Origin of the sequence: Clostridium thermobutyricum DSM 4928 (genome assembly GCF_002050515.1) — a bacterium.
GTDB classification, from domain to species: Bacteria; Bacillota; Clostridia; order Clostridiales; family Clostridiaceae; genus Clostridium; species Clostridium thermobutyricum.
In genome coordinates this window covers 1-16,555 of the sequence record NZ_LTAY01000053.1, presented here as the reverse complement: position 1 = coordinate 16,555, position 16,555 = coordinate 1, and the positions used below count along the sequence as shown (strand labels likewise).

13 protein-coding genes are annotated in these 16,555 nt (G+C 26.8%); 2 read left to right on the top strand and 11 right to left on the bottom strand.

Annotated elements, in window-relative coordinates; all coding sequences use genetic code 11:
• Positions 1-528: 528 nt before the first annotated feature.
• The 8 genes from CLTHE_RS10445 to CLTHE_RS10415 form a co-directional block, all read right to left on the bottom strand.
• Positions 529-2,025, bottom strand: a complete 1,497-nt coding sequence (locus CLTHE_RS10445) for a UDP-glucose--hexose-1-phosphate uridylyltransferase (RefSeq protein ID WP_080023342.1) — start codon at positions 2,023-2,025, stop codon at positions 529-531.
• A 95-nt stretch (positions 2,026-2,120) separates the two neighbouring features.
• Complete coding sequence (locus CLTHE_RS10440; RefSeq protein WP_080023339.1) at positions 2,121-3,071, bottom strand: BadF/BadG/BcrA/BcrD ATPase family protein; 951 nt, start codon at positions 3,069-3,071, stop codon at positions 2,121-2,123.
• 24 nt (positions 3,072-3,095) lie between these two features.
• The gene (locus CLTHE_RS10435) at positions 3,096-4,178 is read right to left on the bottom strand and encodes an ABC transporter ATP-binding protein (RefSeq protein ID WP_080023336.1); all 1,083 of its coding nucleotides are present in this window, start codon (positions 4,176-4,178) and stop codon (positions 3,096-3,098) included.
• A 141-nt stretch (positions 4,179-4,319) separates the two neighbouring features.
• Positions 4,320-5,669, bottom strand: a complete 1,350-nt coding sequence (locus CLTHE_RS10430) for a carbohydrate ABC transporter substrate-binding protein (protein WP_080023334.1) — start codon at positions 5,667-5,669, stop codon at positions 4,320-4,322.
• A gap of 135 nt (positions 5,670-5,804) precedes the next feature.
• Positions 5,805-5,963 carry a DUF6903 family protein gene (locus tag CLTHE_RS16900; RefSeq protein WP_169840843.1) on the bottom strand — a complete coding sequence of 53 codons (159 nt, stop codon included), beginning with the start codon at positions 5,961-5,963 and terminating at the stop codon, positions 5,805-5,807.
• A gap of 17 nt (positions 5,964-5,980) precedes the next feature.
• Positions 5,981-8,140: a 1,3-beta-galactosyl-N-acetylhexosamine phosphorylase gene (gnpA, locus tag CLTHE_RS10425; protein ID WP_080023332.1), complete on the bottom strand. Its 2,160-nt coding sequence runs from the start codon at positions 8,138-8,140 to the stop codon at positions 5,981-5,983.
• Positions 8,141-8,263: 123 nt separating this feature from the next.
• Positions 8,264-9,157 (bottom strand): carbohydrate ABC transporter permease, encoded by an 894-nt coding sequence (locus CLTHE_RS10420; protein WP_080023330.1) that lies wholly within the window; start codon positions 9,155-9,157, stop codon positions 8,264-8,266.
• 12 nt (positions 9,158-9,169) lie between these two features.
• Positions 9,170-10,063 carry a carbohydrate ABC transporter permease gene (locus tag CLTHE_RS10415; RefSeq protein ID WP_080023328.1) on the bottom strand — a complete coding sequence of 298 codons (894 nt, stop codon included), beginning with the start codon at positions 10,061-10,063 and terminating at the stop codon, positions 9,170-9,172.
• Positions 10,064-10,244: 181 nt separating this feature from the next.
• Here CLTHE_RS10415 and CLTHE_RS10410 point away from each other — a divergent pair, with 181 nt between their 5' ends.
• Positions 10,245-11,099 carry an AraC family transcriptional regulator gene (locus CLTHE_RS10410; protein ID WP_080023326.1) on the top strand — a complete coding sequence of 285 codons (855 nt, stop codon included), beginning with the start codon at positions 10,245-10,247 and terminating at the stop codon, positions 11,097-11,099.
• 190 nt (positions 11,100-11,289) lie between these two features.
• Here CLTHE_RS10410 and CLTHE_RS10405 read toward each other — a convergent pair whose 3' ends face one another.
• Positions 11,290-11,859 (bottom strand): helix-turn-helix domain-containing protein, encoded by a 570-nt coding sequence (locus CLTHE_RS10405; protein WP_158082716.1) that lies wholly within the window; start codon positions 11,857-11,859, stop codon positions 11,290-11,292.
• Between the two features lie 172 nt (positions 11,860-12,031).
• Here CLTHE_RS10405 and CLTHE_RS10400 point away from each other — a divergent pair, with 172 nt between their 5' ends.
• On the top strand, positions 12,032-12,961 hold the full coding sequence (locus CLTHE_RS10400; RefSeq protein ID WP_080023321.1) for a DMT family transporter: 930 nt from the start codon (positions 12,032-12,034) through the stop codon (positions 12,959-12,961).
• Positions 12,962-13,346: 385 nt separating this feature from the next.
• Here CLTHE_RS10400 and CLTHE_RS10395 read toward each other — a convergent pair whose 3' ends face one another.
• Both CLTHE_RS10395 and CLTHE_RS10390 read right to left on the bottom strand, forming a co-directional pair.
• Positions 13,347-14,444, bottom strand: a complete 1,098-nt coding sequence (locus CLTHE_RS10395; protein WP_080023319.1) for a DUF871 domain-containing protein — start codon at positions 14,442-14,444, stop codon at positions 13,347-13,349.
• Positions 14,445-14,712: 268 nt separating this feature from the next.
• Positions 14,713-16,047, bottom strand: coding sequence for a PTS sugar transporter subunit IIC (locus CLTHE_RS10390; protein ID WP_158082715.1), 1,335 nt, complete (start codon positions 16,045-16,047; stop codon positions 14,713-14,715).
• Positions 16,048-16,555: the final 508 nt, after the last annotated feature.

Sequence of the window (16,555 nt, the reverse complement as noted above, 5' to 3'; positions counted from 1 at the left end):
ATTTAAATTAATATTTATTTTATAAATAACTCTATAAAAATATCTATTTAAATCTAAAAATTAACTTTATATTATAAAAATTATGTAACCTATATCTATATATTTGAATACTATATAGTATATCAATATATAAAGGGAATATAAAAAAATAGAATTTAACTGATAGTTTCCCCATTTCAGTTAACTCACTATATATTCACTATATAATAAAACTACTTAGCAAACTTTTAACTTAATTGCTAATGTAGGTACTATTGATTTAAATGCACTTTCAAATGAAACAAATGCTACAGTATTAATTAAAATGTACCGTAATAAATTAAAATAATTTTTAATTAAATTTAAATAATAAAGATACTAAAATAAATTCCTTGATAAATTTTTTATCTAAACTAATAATTACTCACAACTTTCTTAATTAAACTAGGTTGATATTCTCAAAAAGTAGCTTAATTTTTAAAATAAAAAAGGACTTTTTCAATTTTGAAAAAGTCCTTTTGTTATATAAAAGTGTAATGAGATAGGAAACTATTTTTTGCAAATAATATTAATAAATTTATTAAATCCATTAACCCCTTTTTCATCACATTTAAAAACACCACAATTTTCTAAAAGTTCTTTAAATACTACTCCAATTTCATATTTCAAGATATTATCAACTTCATTTTCACAAATCATATTATGTCTTTTAATAATCCTATCTAACCAAGGCTTATGAATTTCTATTTCATCACTATCTTTTCTTTTTAATAAATATTCCTTCATTAAATCCATATTAGAATTTAACCTTGAAGGTAAAACAGCAAGTCCCATAACTTCTATAAGACCTATATTTTCTTTTTTTATATGATGATATTCCTTATGTGGATGGAATATACCTGTTGGATGCTCTTTTGACCTTCTATTATTTCTTAAAACTAAATCCATCTCATAATTTCCATTTTTAAATCTACAAATTGGAGTTATTGTATTATGAATTTCTTCTTCACTTTTACAAATAATTTCATGTTCTTCATCAGAATATTCTCTCCAAATGTTTAATATTTTTTCTGAAGCATTAACTATTTCTTTTTTATCTTTGCCAACTAATCTTATAGTTGATAAAGGCCACTTAATTCTTCTAAGCTCTAGAGATTTAAAGCCTTCCATCTTATAAACTTCTAAAACTTCTGCTTTTTCTATTGGGAATTTATATTTTCCTCCTTGATAATGATTATGAGAAAGTATTGACCCTCCAACTATAGGAAGCTCTGAATTTGAGCCTATAAAATAGTGCTTAAATTTATCTACAAAATCTAAAAGGTCAATAAAAGTATTTCTATCTATTTTTATTGAAATATGCCTTTCACTTAAAACTATTGAATGCTCATTAAAATATGAATAAGGTGAATATTGAAAAAACCACTTAGAATTATTTAATTCTATTGGAATTATTCTGTGATTGCTCCTACTTGGATAATTAAATCTTCCTGCATAGCCTTCACATTCCTTACAAAGTAAACACTTAGGATAATCTCCTTTTTCCATCTTAGCCTGTTTTTCAATTTCAGCAACATCCTTTTCTGGTTTAGACATATTAATTGTAATATCTAAATTAGCATATTCAGTTGGAACCTTCCATTTCAAATCTTTTTTTATTCTTTCAGCTCTTATATAATTAGATTTTTTACTTAATTCATAATAAAAATCTGTTGCTCTTTCAGGGCTATTATAATATTTTTTATTAAACATATTTATTATTTCTGAAGGTCTTCCTAAAAGTGTACCCATTAATCTACTATCAAAATTATCTCTTTCTGTAATTGAATCTTCTATAATTCCTTTTTCTATAGCAAATTCTAATAATTTATTTAATATCTCTTCTATATTATAGTTTTCTTTTTTGTATTCCATTGATTTATATTCATCTAGATTTAATAATTCTAATATCTTATTTCTTGTATAAATTATGTCCTCTTCTAAATAAAGTTGATTTTCAAATCCATAGTCTACAAGCCTAGCCACCCACTCATAGATATTTTCCATAATAACACCTTCTTTTAACCTAACTACTATTTAATTCTAATATAATTTTTAAATATTACTCTTTATTTTTCTAAAACTAAACTTATATAATATATTTATTTAAAAAGCTTGCCTTCTAATATCTCATTTCCGCCTAGTTTATAAGCCATTAAAGCAGCTCCATGCCAAGGTTCAAGTTTAGGCTTTATAAGAATATATTTTATATTTTCTTTATCTAAATATTCTTTTAACGGCTCTAATACAAATTCCTCTGCTTTAAATACTCCACCTGTATATGAAAGAACAAACTCTTCCTCTATTTTTAATTCTTTTCTTAAAGCTTTTATTTGTAAGAAAAGCTCATAAGCTGCTTGTCTAAATATATCTTTGCAAGCTTTACAACCATTATCAGCTGCGATTTTACCTAATTTACAAAAACCAGCAAGCTCTGTTCTTGAAAGCTTATATTTATTAAATACAAGATCTACTATTCCAAAATAATCTTTTATGTCTTTTTCCTTTTCTATAATATCAACTAAAACAGTTTTTTCATGTCTATTATCCTTTTGCTTAGTGTATTCATTTATTACTCTTAATCCAATCCAATGAGCACTTCCATCATCACCAATATTAGGACCCCAGCCACCTACTCTAGCGCCTTCTCCTTTATCATTCATTCCAAAAGCTATGCTTCCTGTTCCTGCAACAATATTTATTCCAGTTTCACATAAAGTTCCTGCTGCCCAACCAGCCACACTATCATTATCAATTTTATAATTATATCCTTCTAAAACTTCTCCTATAGCTTTTTCAATCTCTTTTTTATCATTTTCACTTTCTCCATATCCAGGAATCCCTAAAAATATATAATCTAAATCTTTTTTATTTATATTGCCTTTACTACAAACCTCTTTTATTCCTTCTGATATTTCTAATTTCAAATTATCTATTCCTATTTGATGTAAATGAGTTGTACCTCTTTCTATCTCTGAAAGAATCTTTAACTCTTCATCAACTAAAATATATTTTGTTTTAGTTCCTCCACCATCTACTCCTAAATAATACATTCTCAATATCCCCCTTATTAAAATTTAAAAAATTGTTTCCTCAGTTTCTTTATTAAATACATGTAATTTACTTAAATCAAAATCAAAATTAACTTTTCCATCTTTACATGAATAACTAGTATTAGTTTCTTTTATTACAACTACTTGATCTTCAATCTTTGTATGAATGTATAATTCAGCTCCTAAGTTTTCTGAAACCTCTAATTTAGCAGAAAAATTACCATTATCTAAACAGTTTATATTTTCTGGTCTAATTCCTACTACAACTTCTTTATTTACTAAAGCTTTTAGCTTTTTAGCTTTTTCTCCTTCAAATTCAATTTCTGAATTTAAAATATCTATTTTTATTTTTCCTTTCTCATCTTTTACTAAACCTTTTATAAAATTCATTTGAGGACTTCCTATAAATCCTGCAACAAACATATTTTTAGGATTATTATAAATTTCATTTGGAGTTGCAACTTGCTGAATTACACCATCTTTCATAACAACTATTCTTGTACCTAATGTCATAGCTTCAGTTTGGTCATGGGTTACATAAATAAAAGTTGTTTTTAACTCTTTAGAAAGCTTTGAAATTTCAGTTCTCATTTGAACTCTTAACTTTGCATCAAGATTTGATAAAGGTTCATCCATTAAAAATACTTTAGGATGTCTTACAATAGCTCTTCCCATTGCAACTCTCTGTCTTTGACCTCCAGAAAGTGCTTTTGGTTTTCTATCTAAAAGATGTTCTAAATCTAATATTCTCGCTGCTTCTTTAACTTTTTTATCTATCTCCTCTTTATTTACTTTTCTTAGTTTCAATCCAAATGCCATATTGTCATAAACAGTCATATGAGGATATAGAGCATAGTTTTGGAAAACCATTGCTATATCTCTATCTTTTGGAGCAACATCATTAACAAGCCTATCACCTATATAAAGTTCTCCTCCTGATATTTCTTCAAGTCCTGCTATCATTCTTAAAGTTGTAGATTTACCACATCCTGATGGCCCTACAAAAACTATAAATTCCTTATCTTCTATTTCTAAATTAAAATCACTAACTGCTTTAAATCCATTATCATAAACTTTTTGTATATTTTTTAAAGATAAATTTGCCATAAAAATTCCCCCTAATATATAATTTTTAATCTAAAATTTATAATTTATAATTTAAATTCCTCTTTAAATTATAAATTTTAAGTTTTATTTATTAAAAAGGGGATGTCTATATAAAGACATCCCTATTGAATTATTAATTAACTATTTGATTATAGCTTTATTTAGCTTTTCACTTGCTTCTACTAAAGCTTTTTGCCAATCTTCAACTGTTTTATCACCAGTCATTATTGAATCTATAGTTCCCATATAGATGTCAGTGAAGTTTAATCCTTCAACTGGTTCAGTTGCAACAAAAGATCCCATTACTGGCTCTGCACCTTTGTCATAAACACTTAAAAGTTCAACTTGTAAGTCAGTTAATGAATCTTTAGCTAAATCAATAGAACCTTTAACTGGTACAACAGCTTTAGCTTTTTCAGCAATTATCTTAACAGCTTCATCACTATACATATAAGCCATAAAATCTTCTGCTAATTCTTTATTTGCAGCATCTTTAGGAATATACATTTGTTCTAAGAAGTTGTAAGCATAAGATTTTCCGCCATCTTTAAATGCTGGATAAGCCATAAATCCCCATTCAAATCCATCTTTTCTTGGAGCATCTTTCATTTCATCTGGTAACCAGCTTCCATTTGGTATAAATAAAGCTTTATTATCTAAAATTAATTGTTGATTATTTTTGAATCCTTGTGCATTTGCATTCGCAACTACTGTTGGCTCTAAATAATTTTTCATTTTACTTATAGTTTCTAATACAGTTTTAGCTTCATCTGTTTTCCAGAATCCATCTTCATAAGCCATAGCTTTGTTGAATGCTTCAATTCCACCTGCTCCTGCAAGCATTGCTCCCATAGCTCCATCAAAGTATCCTGAAGTTGGATATGAGAATAATGCTATTCCATCTTTTTTAGCTTTATCTCCTAATTTGAACATTTCATCCCAAGTTTTTGGAAGTTCATATCCTTTTTCTTTAAATAATCCTTTATTATAGAATAATCCTGTTGGACTATAGAAAAGAGGTGCTAAATAAGTTTTTCCATCTGGGTAAGGATTAGTAGCAGATGTAGCTAAAAATCCTGGTAATATTTTATCTTTAACTTTTACATTTTCACCTGGAACAGTTTTTTCAAGCATATTTGATAAATCATGTAAAGATTGTTCTTTTATAAATGTTTCAGTTAATGCTTCTTCTCTATTAGTTGCTAAGTATACTAAATCTGGTACATTTCCTGATTGGATTTGAGGTCTAATTACTTCTTCTAGATTTGATTTAACTGTAAGCTCTACAGTTACACCTTCATTTTCAGCTTCAAATTTTTCTTTTAAAGTTTCCCAATATTCTTTACCATAACCACCTTCAAAAGCAGCTATTTTTAAAACTTTGTTTTCACCAGACCCTTCAGCCTTGTCCTCTGCTGCTCCACCACAAGCCACTAATGATGTTCCCATGATTAGTGCGCTTAATAAACATATTAATCTTCTTTTCTTCATAAATTCTCCTCCATCAACCTACTAATAAATAACAATTAACAAGATATTTTAAATATATAACAATTTATGTTTATATTTTAACCCTTTGTAAACGTTTGATATATAAGAATGTTGTTTATTTATATCATCATATTGCTAGGTATATTGTTTATTGTATAAATACAATTCTCCTAATATAATTAATACACCTACTACCATCATTAAAACTCCGTTATATCCAGTATTTGTTGCACCTTTTATAACTAATATCATGGCAATTATGAAACAGATTAATTTAATTATATTTTTGACCATATTATTCCCACCTTAAATTAAATTTCTATCCATTTAATTTCTGCTGGCTTCATTAAAACTAATTCTGCCTTTCCATCTCCATCATAAACAAAAGTCTCTACTTCTTCATTTGAATTATTTATTATTGCATACTTATTTTCTTCTAAATAAGCTGATACTTCGCAATTCATATCATCACAATACCATTTTTTCATTTCACTTTCTTTATGACTTGCATAATAAAGACTTCTATAAAGAATTCTTGTATTTTCAGCTGAATATGGAAGTCCTGAAATATAAATTGCTCTACCTTTTCCATAATTATTTGAACTAAGCATTAAGTCACCATTTCTATTACAAATAATTTCAGTACTTTCCTTAGTTGCATAAATATTTTTCATTCCTTCACCAAAGTCAATTTCTGACTTAACATCTTCAGTTATAAAATGTTTTTCTATTTCATCTTTAAAATATTTATCTGTGCTTAATGAGAATCCAAGTTCTTTATCAACTCCTAAAGCATCTGAAAGCTGGAAGAAATGTCCTCCATAAAGTTCTGCTGTTGGCTCTCCAATTCCTATAAATCCTCCGCCATTATAAATCCATTCTCTTAAAGTAGAAACTAATTTTTCAACTCTCCAGTTTTCTCCTCCACTAAAGGCAGTTCCTGCATCTCCAACATTTAAGATAACATCTATATCTTTATCTATTCCATCTTTTTTAACATCATCAAAGCTTATAAAATTAACATCTACACTCATTCCACTTAAAGCTTCAATTACTCCTAAATAAGTGTAAATTTGTTTATACCATAGTGCATGTGCTACCATGTGAGTTTGCCAAGTTCTTAGTTTCCCCCAAGAATTTAATACTGCAACTTTTAAACCACAATGAGGTTTTGTATTATTTATATTTTCATATATAGTTCTAAATTCATCACAAACTTTGCCAACATAATCTACAAACTTAGGGAATTTATAAGCAAGAGAAAGATATCCTCCATAACCAATTCTATCAACTGGTTTTCTCATAATAGCTCTTCTTGCAGTTAACCAATTTTCTCTAGCTTCAATAGTTGGATCATTTCCTTCATAAAAAGTATCAGGGAAGAAGTAAGGTAAAAATCTTCCTTCTGTATATTTAACTCCTGGAATATCAGAAATCATTCTAAGAGTAGCTCCATTTCCTACAGAACCAACTACTGCATCAAGTCCAATACTTTCAAAATATTTTCCATAAGGCTCTGTTCCAATCCAGTTATCACCTAAAAACATCATTGCTTCTCTTCCATGTTCATGAACTATATCAACTAACTTTTTAACATTTTCAGCTACATATTTTTGTTGAAAATCCATAAAGTCTAAATAAGCTTTACTTGGAACTCTAAAAGTACTGTTATAATATCCTTTATCAATAATATCTTCTGGTCTTAATCTATATCCTTTCTCTTCTTCAAAAGCTTCTAAAGCTTCAGCACTTACACTTGAACTGTATCCAAACCAATCAACAAATTTTTCTTTTGCAAGATTATTAAATACTAAAGTGAAATGATAGAAGAAAGTTGTAAATCTAATTACATCAGTATCAGGATGTTCATCAAGCCATTTGTGCATAGCTTTAAAAATATATTCATTAGTTTTCTTTCCTCTTACGTTAAAAGGAATATCATGAGGCTTATCTCCCCAATTATTAGTTATGTGATTATACATTTGAGTTGGATCCCAAATACAATAAGCAAGGAAAGAAACAGTATATTCATGCCAAGGCTTAGTATTTTTTATTAATACCTTTTGATTTTCCTTATCATAAGACCAATCCTCAATAGAAACTACTTCTTCAGTAGTTCTATCAATAACTTCCCAAAACTTCTTTATATCATGAGTACTATCTGGAACTACTTGCTCTTTAAAATACCCATCCATTATATCTATTTCTAAAGTATTACTTGTTGCTAAAATATGTTTTGTCATAAGATAAGTTTGTTGAAGCTCATCTCTATTTTTATTTGCCCATTCATTATCTCCTCTAGCAACAAAATAAGTTGAATAAATTTTTTCCGCTATACCTTTAATTTCTTTTGGTAATTTAAATCCATCACAATCACGAATAGCATCAGCACCCCATGCTTCAACTATTTCCATAGTTTCTTTAATAAAACTATCATCTGTGGGTATTGTAACTCTTCCTTTCTTATTCATCTAAAAACCCTCCATTTCAATTAACCCCATAAAAATATATTTTTTAACGAAAATTTTTTACCAATAAAACTTTTTACATTATTAATAATCCATTCCCTATAAAAACTTCATTTAATAATTTTTTTATTCTTTTATTCCTCCCACAGTCATTCCTTCAGTTAATTTCTTTTGAACTAACATATAAAGAATTATTGTAGGAATCATTACTATTACAAGTCCTGCATACATTGCACCATAATCTGTTGCAGTCTTTTGAACTTGCATTAAATTTATTAATCCTAAAGGTAAAGTTTTTGATTTATTAGGAAGTAAAGTTAATGCAATTATATACTCATTCCAAAAAGCTAAGAAATTAAATAAAATTACAGTTATTATACTTGGCTTTGCCATTGGAATTATTACATGTATAAGTGTTTTTAAATAAGAAGCTCCATCCATATAAGCTGCTTCTTCATAAGCTTTTGGTAAAGATTTTAGATAGCTTGTTAAAAGGTATATAGTAAATGGAAGTGCTGTTGAAGCATATATAAGACTTACAACAATTCTACTATCTAAAAATACAGAAACATTTGCTGCTATCGAAAAAATTTCTCTAACTATCTTTTCTCCATCTAACACAAGAAGGAATATAGGTACAACAATATAGTTAACATTTATAAATAATCCTGCTGCAAATAATCCATTTAAAAACTTGCTTGATTTAAATGTAAATCTTGAAAGTACATATGCAGCTGGTATTGCCACAACTAAAAGAATTATTAAAGCAAGACCTGTTATTATTAATGAATTTATAAAATACTCACCCATATGTGCATCTTTAAATGCTTTTATAAAGTTTTCAAAATATAATCCTTCTGGAAGTGCCCAAGGGTTTCCATAAAATTCTGACTTATGCTTAAATGCTGACATTATAGACCAACCAATTGGAACTAATATGCTTAATGCAAATACACTTAAACAAAAGTATATAAAAAATCTATATAATTTATCTGATGACATCTCTTTAAGCTTTTTCATATTAATTTCCTCCTAGAATTCTATAACATCACGCTTAGTTGCTTTATTTATTAAAAGTGATAACCCAAATGAGAATACAAATATAGTTACACCTATTGCCATTCCATATCCATAAGAAGAGTTAGTATAAGCCTGTCCATACATATAGCTTAATAAAACCTCTGATGAACCATCTGGACCTCCACCTGTCATAACCTTTACAAACAAGAAACTTAAATTCATTGTACTTATAATAAAGAAGGTTAAAGTTGTTCTTATAACATTCCATATAAGAGGTAAAGTTATTTTGAAAAATTGCTTTATCTTTGAAGCACCTTCAAGTTCTGCTGATTCATATAAACTTTCAGGTATACTACACATACTTGCCATATACATTACCATGTAATAACCTACAGCTTGCCAAATCATTGCTATTGCTATACACCAAATAACTACTTTTTGGTCTCCAAGCCACATCATCTTTAAAGAATCTAATCCTAAAAATCCTAAAGATTCGTTTATTATTCCTCTGTTTGGATCTAATATAGCTGAAAATATAGCAGAAATTACAACTACTGACAGTATGTTTGGTAAATAAAAAACTACTCTAAAGAAATTTTTAAATTTTACATTTTCTCTAGATAAAATTGCTGCTGCTATAATTGCTAATATCATAGTAACAATTGTAACTACAACTAATAATAAAAGAGTATTTTGAAAAGATTTTATAAAATTCTCATCTTTAAATAATATTTTAAAATTGTCTAATCCAACAAATTTCTTATTGCTAGATAGACCTCCCCATTTAAATAAGGACATCCAAAATACATTAATTGTTGGGATAACCATAAATACAATAAATAATATTACAGCTGGTAATACTGACGCCCAAACAAAAAACTTTTTTGACATAATCTTGTCCTTCATAAATTCACTCCCCTTCAAGATGTTGCTATAGTTAAATTATACATTTAATGAAATCTTTTACACAATAAATATATTGCGATATTTAATAAAAATGTTGTTTAAGATAACAATATACTTAAATTCCAAATTATGTTATAATGAATCTAAATTTAATATTTTATATGGTTTTGGAGGAATTTATATGGGAAGTAAACGTTATTCTATACAAGAGAAATCTATTTTAAAATTCAACCATGAACTCTTGTATATTTGTAAGTCTAAATGTGATACAGACTGGCATAGTACAGCTCATTTTCATCCTTTTACAGAAATTTTCTATATAACTGGAGGAAAAGGAAGCTTTCAGCTAGCTGATACATCTTTAAATGTATCAAGAGGAGATTTAATAATAATAAATCCAAATTGCTTGCATACAGAAAAGTCTACTATTTCAGATGATCCTTTAGAATATATAGTTCTAGGAATAGATAACATTGTTTTAAATACCTTTGAACCACATAAGATAACATTAGAAGAAACAACAAATAATTCATATAAAGTAATTAATTACGGAGAAGATAATCAAGTCTTAGATTATTTAAATTTACTCATTGATGAAATAGAAAATAAACCTTATAATTATGAGCTTGCTTGCAAAAGCATTCTAACATTATTCATACTTTATATTCTTAGAAATACAAAAAAAGAATTAAAAGTAAAAGAAGAGGGAAATGACTCATTAAATTTAGAATGTATTAAAATCAAAAACTATATTGATACAAATTATTCAGAACATATAACATTAGATTATTTAGCAAATCTAACTTATTTAAATAAATATCATTTAGTTCATACATTTACAAAGCAAATGGGGACATCTCCTATAAACTATCTTATAAATAAAAGGATAGATGAGGCAAAAAGTCTTTTATCTACAACAAACTTTTCAATAAGAGATATATCAACTATAGTTGGATTTTCAAATTCATCTTATTTTAGTCACATGTTTAAAAAAATTACTGGAATATCACCTAAAAAATATAAGAGTTCTCATTAAATCCTTTTGTAAACATTTTCTATATTAATATAAACTATTTTAAATATTTAATAATCAACTAAATGTATTACTTTAATCTAATATTTTAATTTTAAAATCTATTATAAAAAAGTCTATAAACTAAATTAAATCACCTTAGTTTATAGACTTTTTAAGTATTTTTCTAAAATATATTTTTTAATATCCCAAACTAGTATTTAATAACTGAGTTTAATATAGTAGTTCCATCACTTAAATTTTTATAAGAATGATTTTTATCAGCTTCAAATTTTAAAGAATCAAATTCATCTAACTCAAACTCTTTATCATCAATAGTAATTAAGACTTTCCCCTTCATAACAGTAACAATCTCAATGCTACCACTATTATGCTTTTCAGTTAGCATAGTTTTATTATTTTCAGATAAATATATTCTATATGTTTCAATTGAATTTGCCTTTTCTTCTCTAAAAACAAAATCTATTTTAAAGGATTTATCACTACTTTCTAAGTCATGAACAGAATTCGCTTTAGATAAAGATATTTCTTCTTTATAATCAACTAATTCTGCTAAAGTTGTATCTAATTCATTACATATTTTCCAAAGTATATTTATAGTTGGATTTGCGTCTCCATGCTCTATTTTAGAAAGAGTAAGTCTACTAATCCCAATGTTATTTGCTAATTGTTCTATTGTAAGATTTTTATTACTTCTTAATTTATTTATAGACTGACCAATTCTAGATACAAATTTTTTAGATGATACCTCATTTATATTCAATCTAAACATCTCCTAACAAATTTTCTTTATGTAAATTATATTATAATATATTCCTTTTAAAAAGTATAAAATAATATACTTAAATCATATTTTTGTATATTATACTTTACAAATAAAACTTTTTTATATATTATAATATACACAAACTACTTTAAAGAAAGGAGAACTATATATGAGTGCAATATTTATAGGACTATTATCATCAATGTTCTTTTCAGCAACTTTTGTTGTTACTAAACTTATGGGAACTGGAGGAATTAGCTGGGAATGGACTGCTTCATTAAGATTTATATTAGCATTACCATTTTTATTTTTAATTGTATTTTTTAGAGGAGAGGTGAAATCACTCCTAAAAGCAATAAAAAAAGATTTTCTAAAATGGATGCTTTGGGGAAATTTATCTGGTATAGGATTTTACATATTATTAACTATGTCCTCAGACTTTGCTCCTTCATGGCTTGTAGCAAGTAGTTGGCAAATTACTATAATAGCAGGTTTATTACTATCACCTTTATTTTACGTTCCTGTTATTATTAATAATAAAACTGAATTAAAAAGAGGAAAAATTCCTGTAAAAAGATTAATAATTTCAAGTTTTATATTAATTGGAGTTATCATAATGCAATTAAACGAAGCTAAAACAATGTCTATAAGTTCTATTTTAAAAGGATTTATTCCTGTAGCTATATCTGCGTTTTTATATCCATTAGGTAATAGAAAACTTATGGAAGTTTGTAGTGATAAAATAAATAGCTTTCAAAGATCCTTTGGAGTGACACTTGTTAGTATGCCAATTGCAATAATATTAGTCATTCTAGGAGGAGCTAATAATGGAATGATATCAGGAGTAGACTTTGTACAAGCTTTAATATTAGCTTTATTTTCAGGTGTAATAGCTACAATAACATTCTTCTTTGCTACAACAAAAGCTAAACATAACTTATCCCTTTTAGCAGCCGTAGAATCAACACAAGCTGGAATGGTTGTATTTACTGTTTTAGGATCAATTATATTTTTACATGGAAGCTTTCCAAAAGGACTTTCACTAATTGGAATAATAATCATAATTATAGGAATGATATTAAATTCATTCTTAAAATAAAAAAATTAAACTATATATTTCTAAATAATTTAATTATAAAAGGACTCTTTCATTTTTGAAAAAGTCCTTTTCATATATTGACTGAAAAATTTTTTAATTTTTATAAGATATATTATCATGATTGATTATAAAAAATATACTAATTCCTAGAATCAATATAATTAGTTATATACATATAACAGATATTATTTTTTTCATTACATTTCCCCTACTTATTTAACCTACTAATAATCAAATTAATACGGATAAATCATATATTAAAATCTTTATTTCTATAATAATTCCACTTAAATTCAAAAATTTCTTAACAATAAAATAGATAATTACTTTAAAATAGTAGTATTAAAAATAAAAGGAGTAGCTTATTTAAGCTACTCCTTAATTTCTATTTATCCATAAATAATGAGAATTTTTTACCCATAAATATATAATCTAATAAATCTAAGTAATCCTCATCAATATATCCAACAATATTTCTTCTGTTGTCAATTCTTATATCTTGCTTAGCAATAATAAGTTCTCCTTTATAGTTTAAGTACTTATCATTATTTAAAAGCACAGTTCCTTTTTTAACTACTACAGTTTCATCTCTATCACTTTTAATTTCTGTGTTTTTAAGGTCAAATCTGCTATGAGAATATCTTATAATTTGCTCACTGCTTTCTATTCTGTCAGATAATTGCTTATTTAAAAATCCTTTTTCGATTTCAGTAAGCTCTCTATCTGAGTTCATTTTTAATTTTAAAACACTTAAATTTACACTAGCTAAAGCTTCTAATTCTTCATCAGTTGCAAAAGCATTACCAATTATAATATCATCTACTCCTAAAGCAGCTAATTCTTGTGCTTGAGCTAAAATATCTCTATGTCTGTGTTTTTCAAGAGTTGGAAGTCCATCATTTGTTGGCCAAGGTCCTTGCATTCCTCCTTTAGTTGCATTTACAAAAGCAGCAACTTTAAGTCCAAGTCCTTTATGTCTTTCCATACAACTAACAAAATAATCTTTAGGAAGACCTGTATATTCTTCTGGATAGAAGTTGTGACATACAACAAGTTTTTCTTTATTACATCTTAAGTCAATTATATTGTTAACATATGCACTATTAATTGAACCATTAATTTCAATTTCAAGACCATATTCATTATAAGTCATCATTGATTCATAAATCCCATTAAATACTCCATCTAATCTAATTCCTGTACACCCAAGGTCTACAAAGAAACTTAAATCACTTGGATCAACGTCTATATTTTTTAAAACTTGAGGATTTATATCAATAAATACCTTCATTCCTAAATCTCTAGCATAATTTAAAAGCTCTCTATAATAAGAAACTTGCTCTAATGCTTTATCTTTATTTGCATCTACTTCTAACATAGAAGTAAATATTCTTTCATATCCTAAATCTCTAGCTTTCTTAATATATTCTAAATTTTCTTCTTTTGAACTTAATAACGGATAAATACTAATACCTAATGCCATAAAAAACACTCCTTTATACTCTAAATAAATTATTTTAAAGATTAAATAATTATTTATATGCTATTTAATCTTCCAATAATTCTATTATATACCTTATTTACATAATAGAGTATATGTTAACCATATACTCTATCAAAATTCTTCTAATTTAATTTTAAATTCTAATTAAAGCTTATTCTCATAAATTTAACCCTAATTTATTTCTCAATTCCTTTTAAATCAAAGTCCTCTCATTAATAATAAATTTTAGCTTTAATTATTTTTTATTTTAAGCTTCATTTTCTAATGCAGCATTTTGTTTTTCTTCTAATCTAATTGAAAGATTTATAAATGGAAGATATAAAACTGTTGCTAAAATTAAGTTAACTCCGCTTAGTATTGCCCCACTTAAGTGACCAGTTGCTAAGAAACCTGACATTATAGGTGGAGTTGTCCAAGGAATTGACTGAACAATTACTGGATGAACTAATCCTGATGATATAGCTAAGTATGAAATTACTGATAAAACTACTGGTATTATGATAAATGGTATTGCAATTATAGGATTTAATACTACTGGTAATCCAAAGATTACTGGTTCATTTATATTGAACACTCCAGGAGGTAATGATAATGAAGTTATAGCTCCATATCTCTTTCTAGCTCTCTTACCTGCAATTAATATTGCTAAAAGAAGTCCTAAAGTTGCTCCTGCTCCTCCAAGCCATACAAATGAGTAGAAGAAAGGTCCATTTATTACATTGTATCCTGTTGTAGCTCCTTGCTCAGCAAGTTGCATGTTGTGTGCTGATAAAGAAGTAAATATTGGAACTGCTATTCCGTCAGTTACATTAGTTCCATGTAATCCTAAAGCCCATAAACCACAAACTAATAATGGATAGAATATTGCAGTTGCTAATGAATCTGTTACAGATTGTATAGGAGCTTGTATTACTTTAGTGATAAGATCTGGTAAATATTGTCCTGTAGCAGCTCTAAGTGCTAAACATGCAGCTACTAAAGCAGTTATTGTTAATATTCCAGGTAACATAGTTTTAAAACTTCTTGCTACTGCTGGTGGAACCATATCTGGTAATTTTATTTCAAGCCAATCAACATTACTTAAATATCTTAATAATTCAACAGCTACTATCGCAATTATAATTCCTGTAAATAATGCAGTTGCTCCAAAGTTACTTGCTGCTAATCCTCCAGTAACTTCAATAGCATCTTTTGAACCAGGTGGTGTATATAAAACAGTTTGTTTTGATACAGCTAAGAAAACAGCTGCAGCTACTAAGCCACCTTCAAAACCTTTATTCTCATAGCTTGTCCATAATGAATGAGCAATTGCCATACAAGCGAATAAAGCCATAAATGAGAATGCTCCCCATGAAATATTTTGACACAATTCAGATACTTGTTGTCCAAAAGCGTTGTTCTTTAAAAAGTTCTGAACTGGACCAATTGGTATATTATTTATAAGAGTTGCTATAGATGCAACCATTGTTAACGCAATCATAGCTAAGAAACCATCTCTTATTGCAATTAAATGCCTTTGATTACCTATCTTAGATACTTTCGGCATAATCTTTTCTTCCATGTATGCGATTACATTGTTCATAATCATCTCCCCTTTGCTTTTTATTAAGATTCTTTTGTCTCGAATCACCTTATGTCTATATAATAAGTCGATTTTTGTCGAATGTCAATAAAAATTACATATTTTATTAATAATTTATTCATTTTATTTTTTTTTAGTTAAACTTATAGGTTATTTTTATTAATGCTATCTAATTTTACTAAAAGCTAATTTCATGAATTAATGACTACTATAATTACTTATCAAATGATATATAAAAATTTTTATATACTGAATAATCCTAAATATATAAATAGTTCAAACATTAAATAATAATTTTTTATATGATTGCAAAAATTTTCTTATATGTACTCTTAAATAAATTTAATTTCACATCTAATAATTGTAATAGTCTAAATTTTTAAAATATAAAATAATATCAATCTATAATCTTAGTATCCTTTTGGATCTTACTGTGATAATAATATTAATAAAATACTCTATATAAAAAAATTATTTCTAATATAAAAAGTTATAATCTATATAAAGA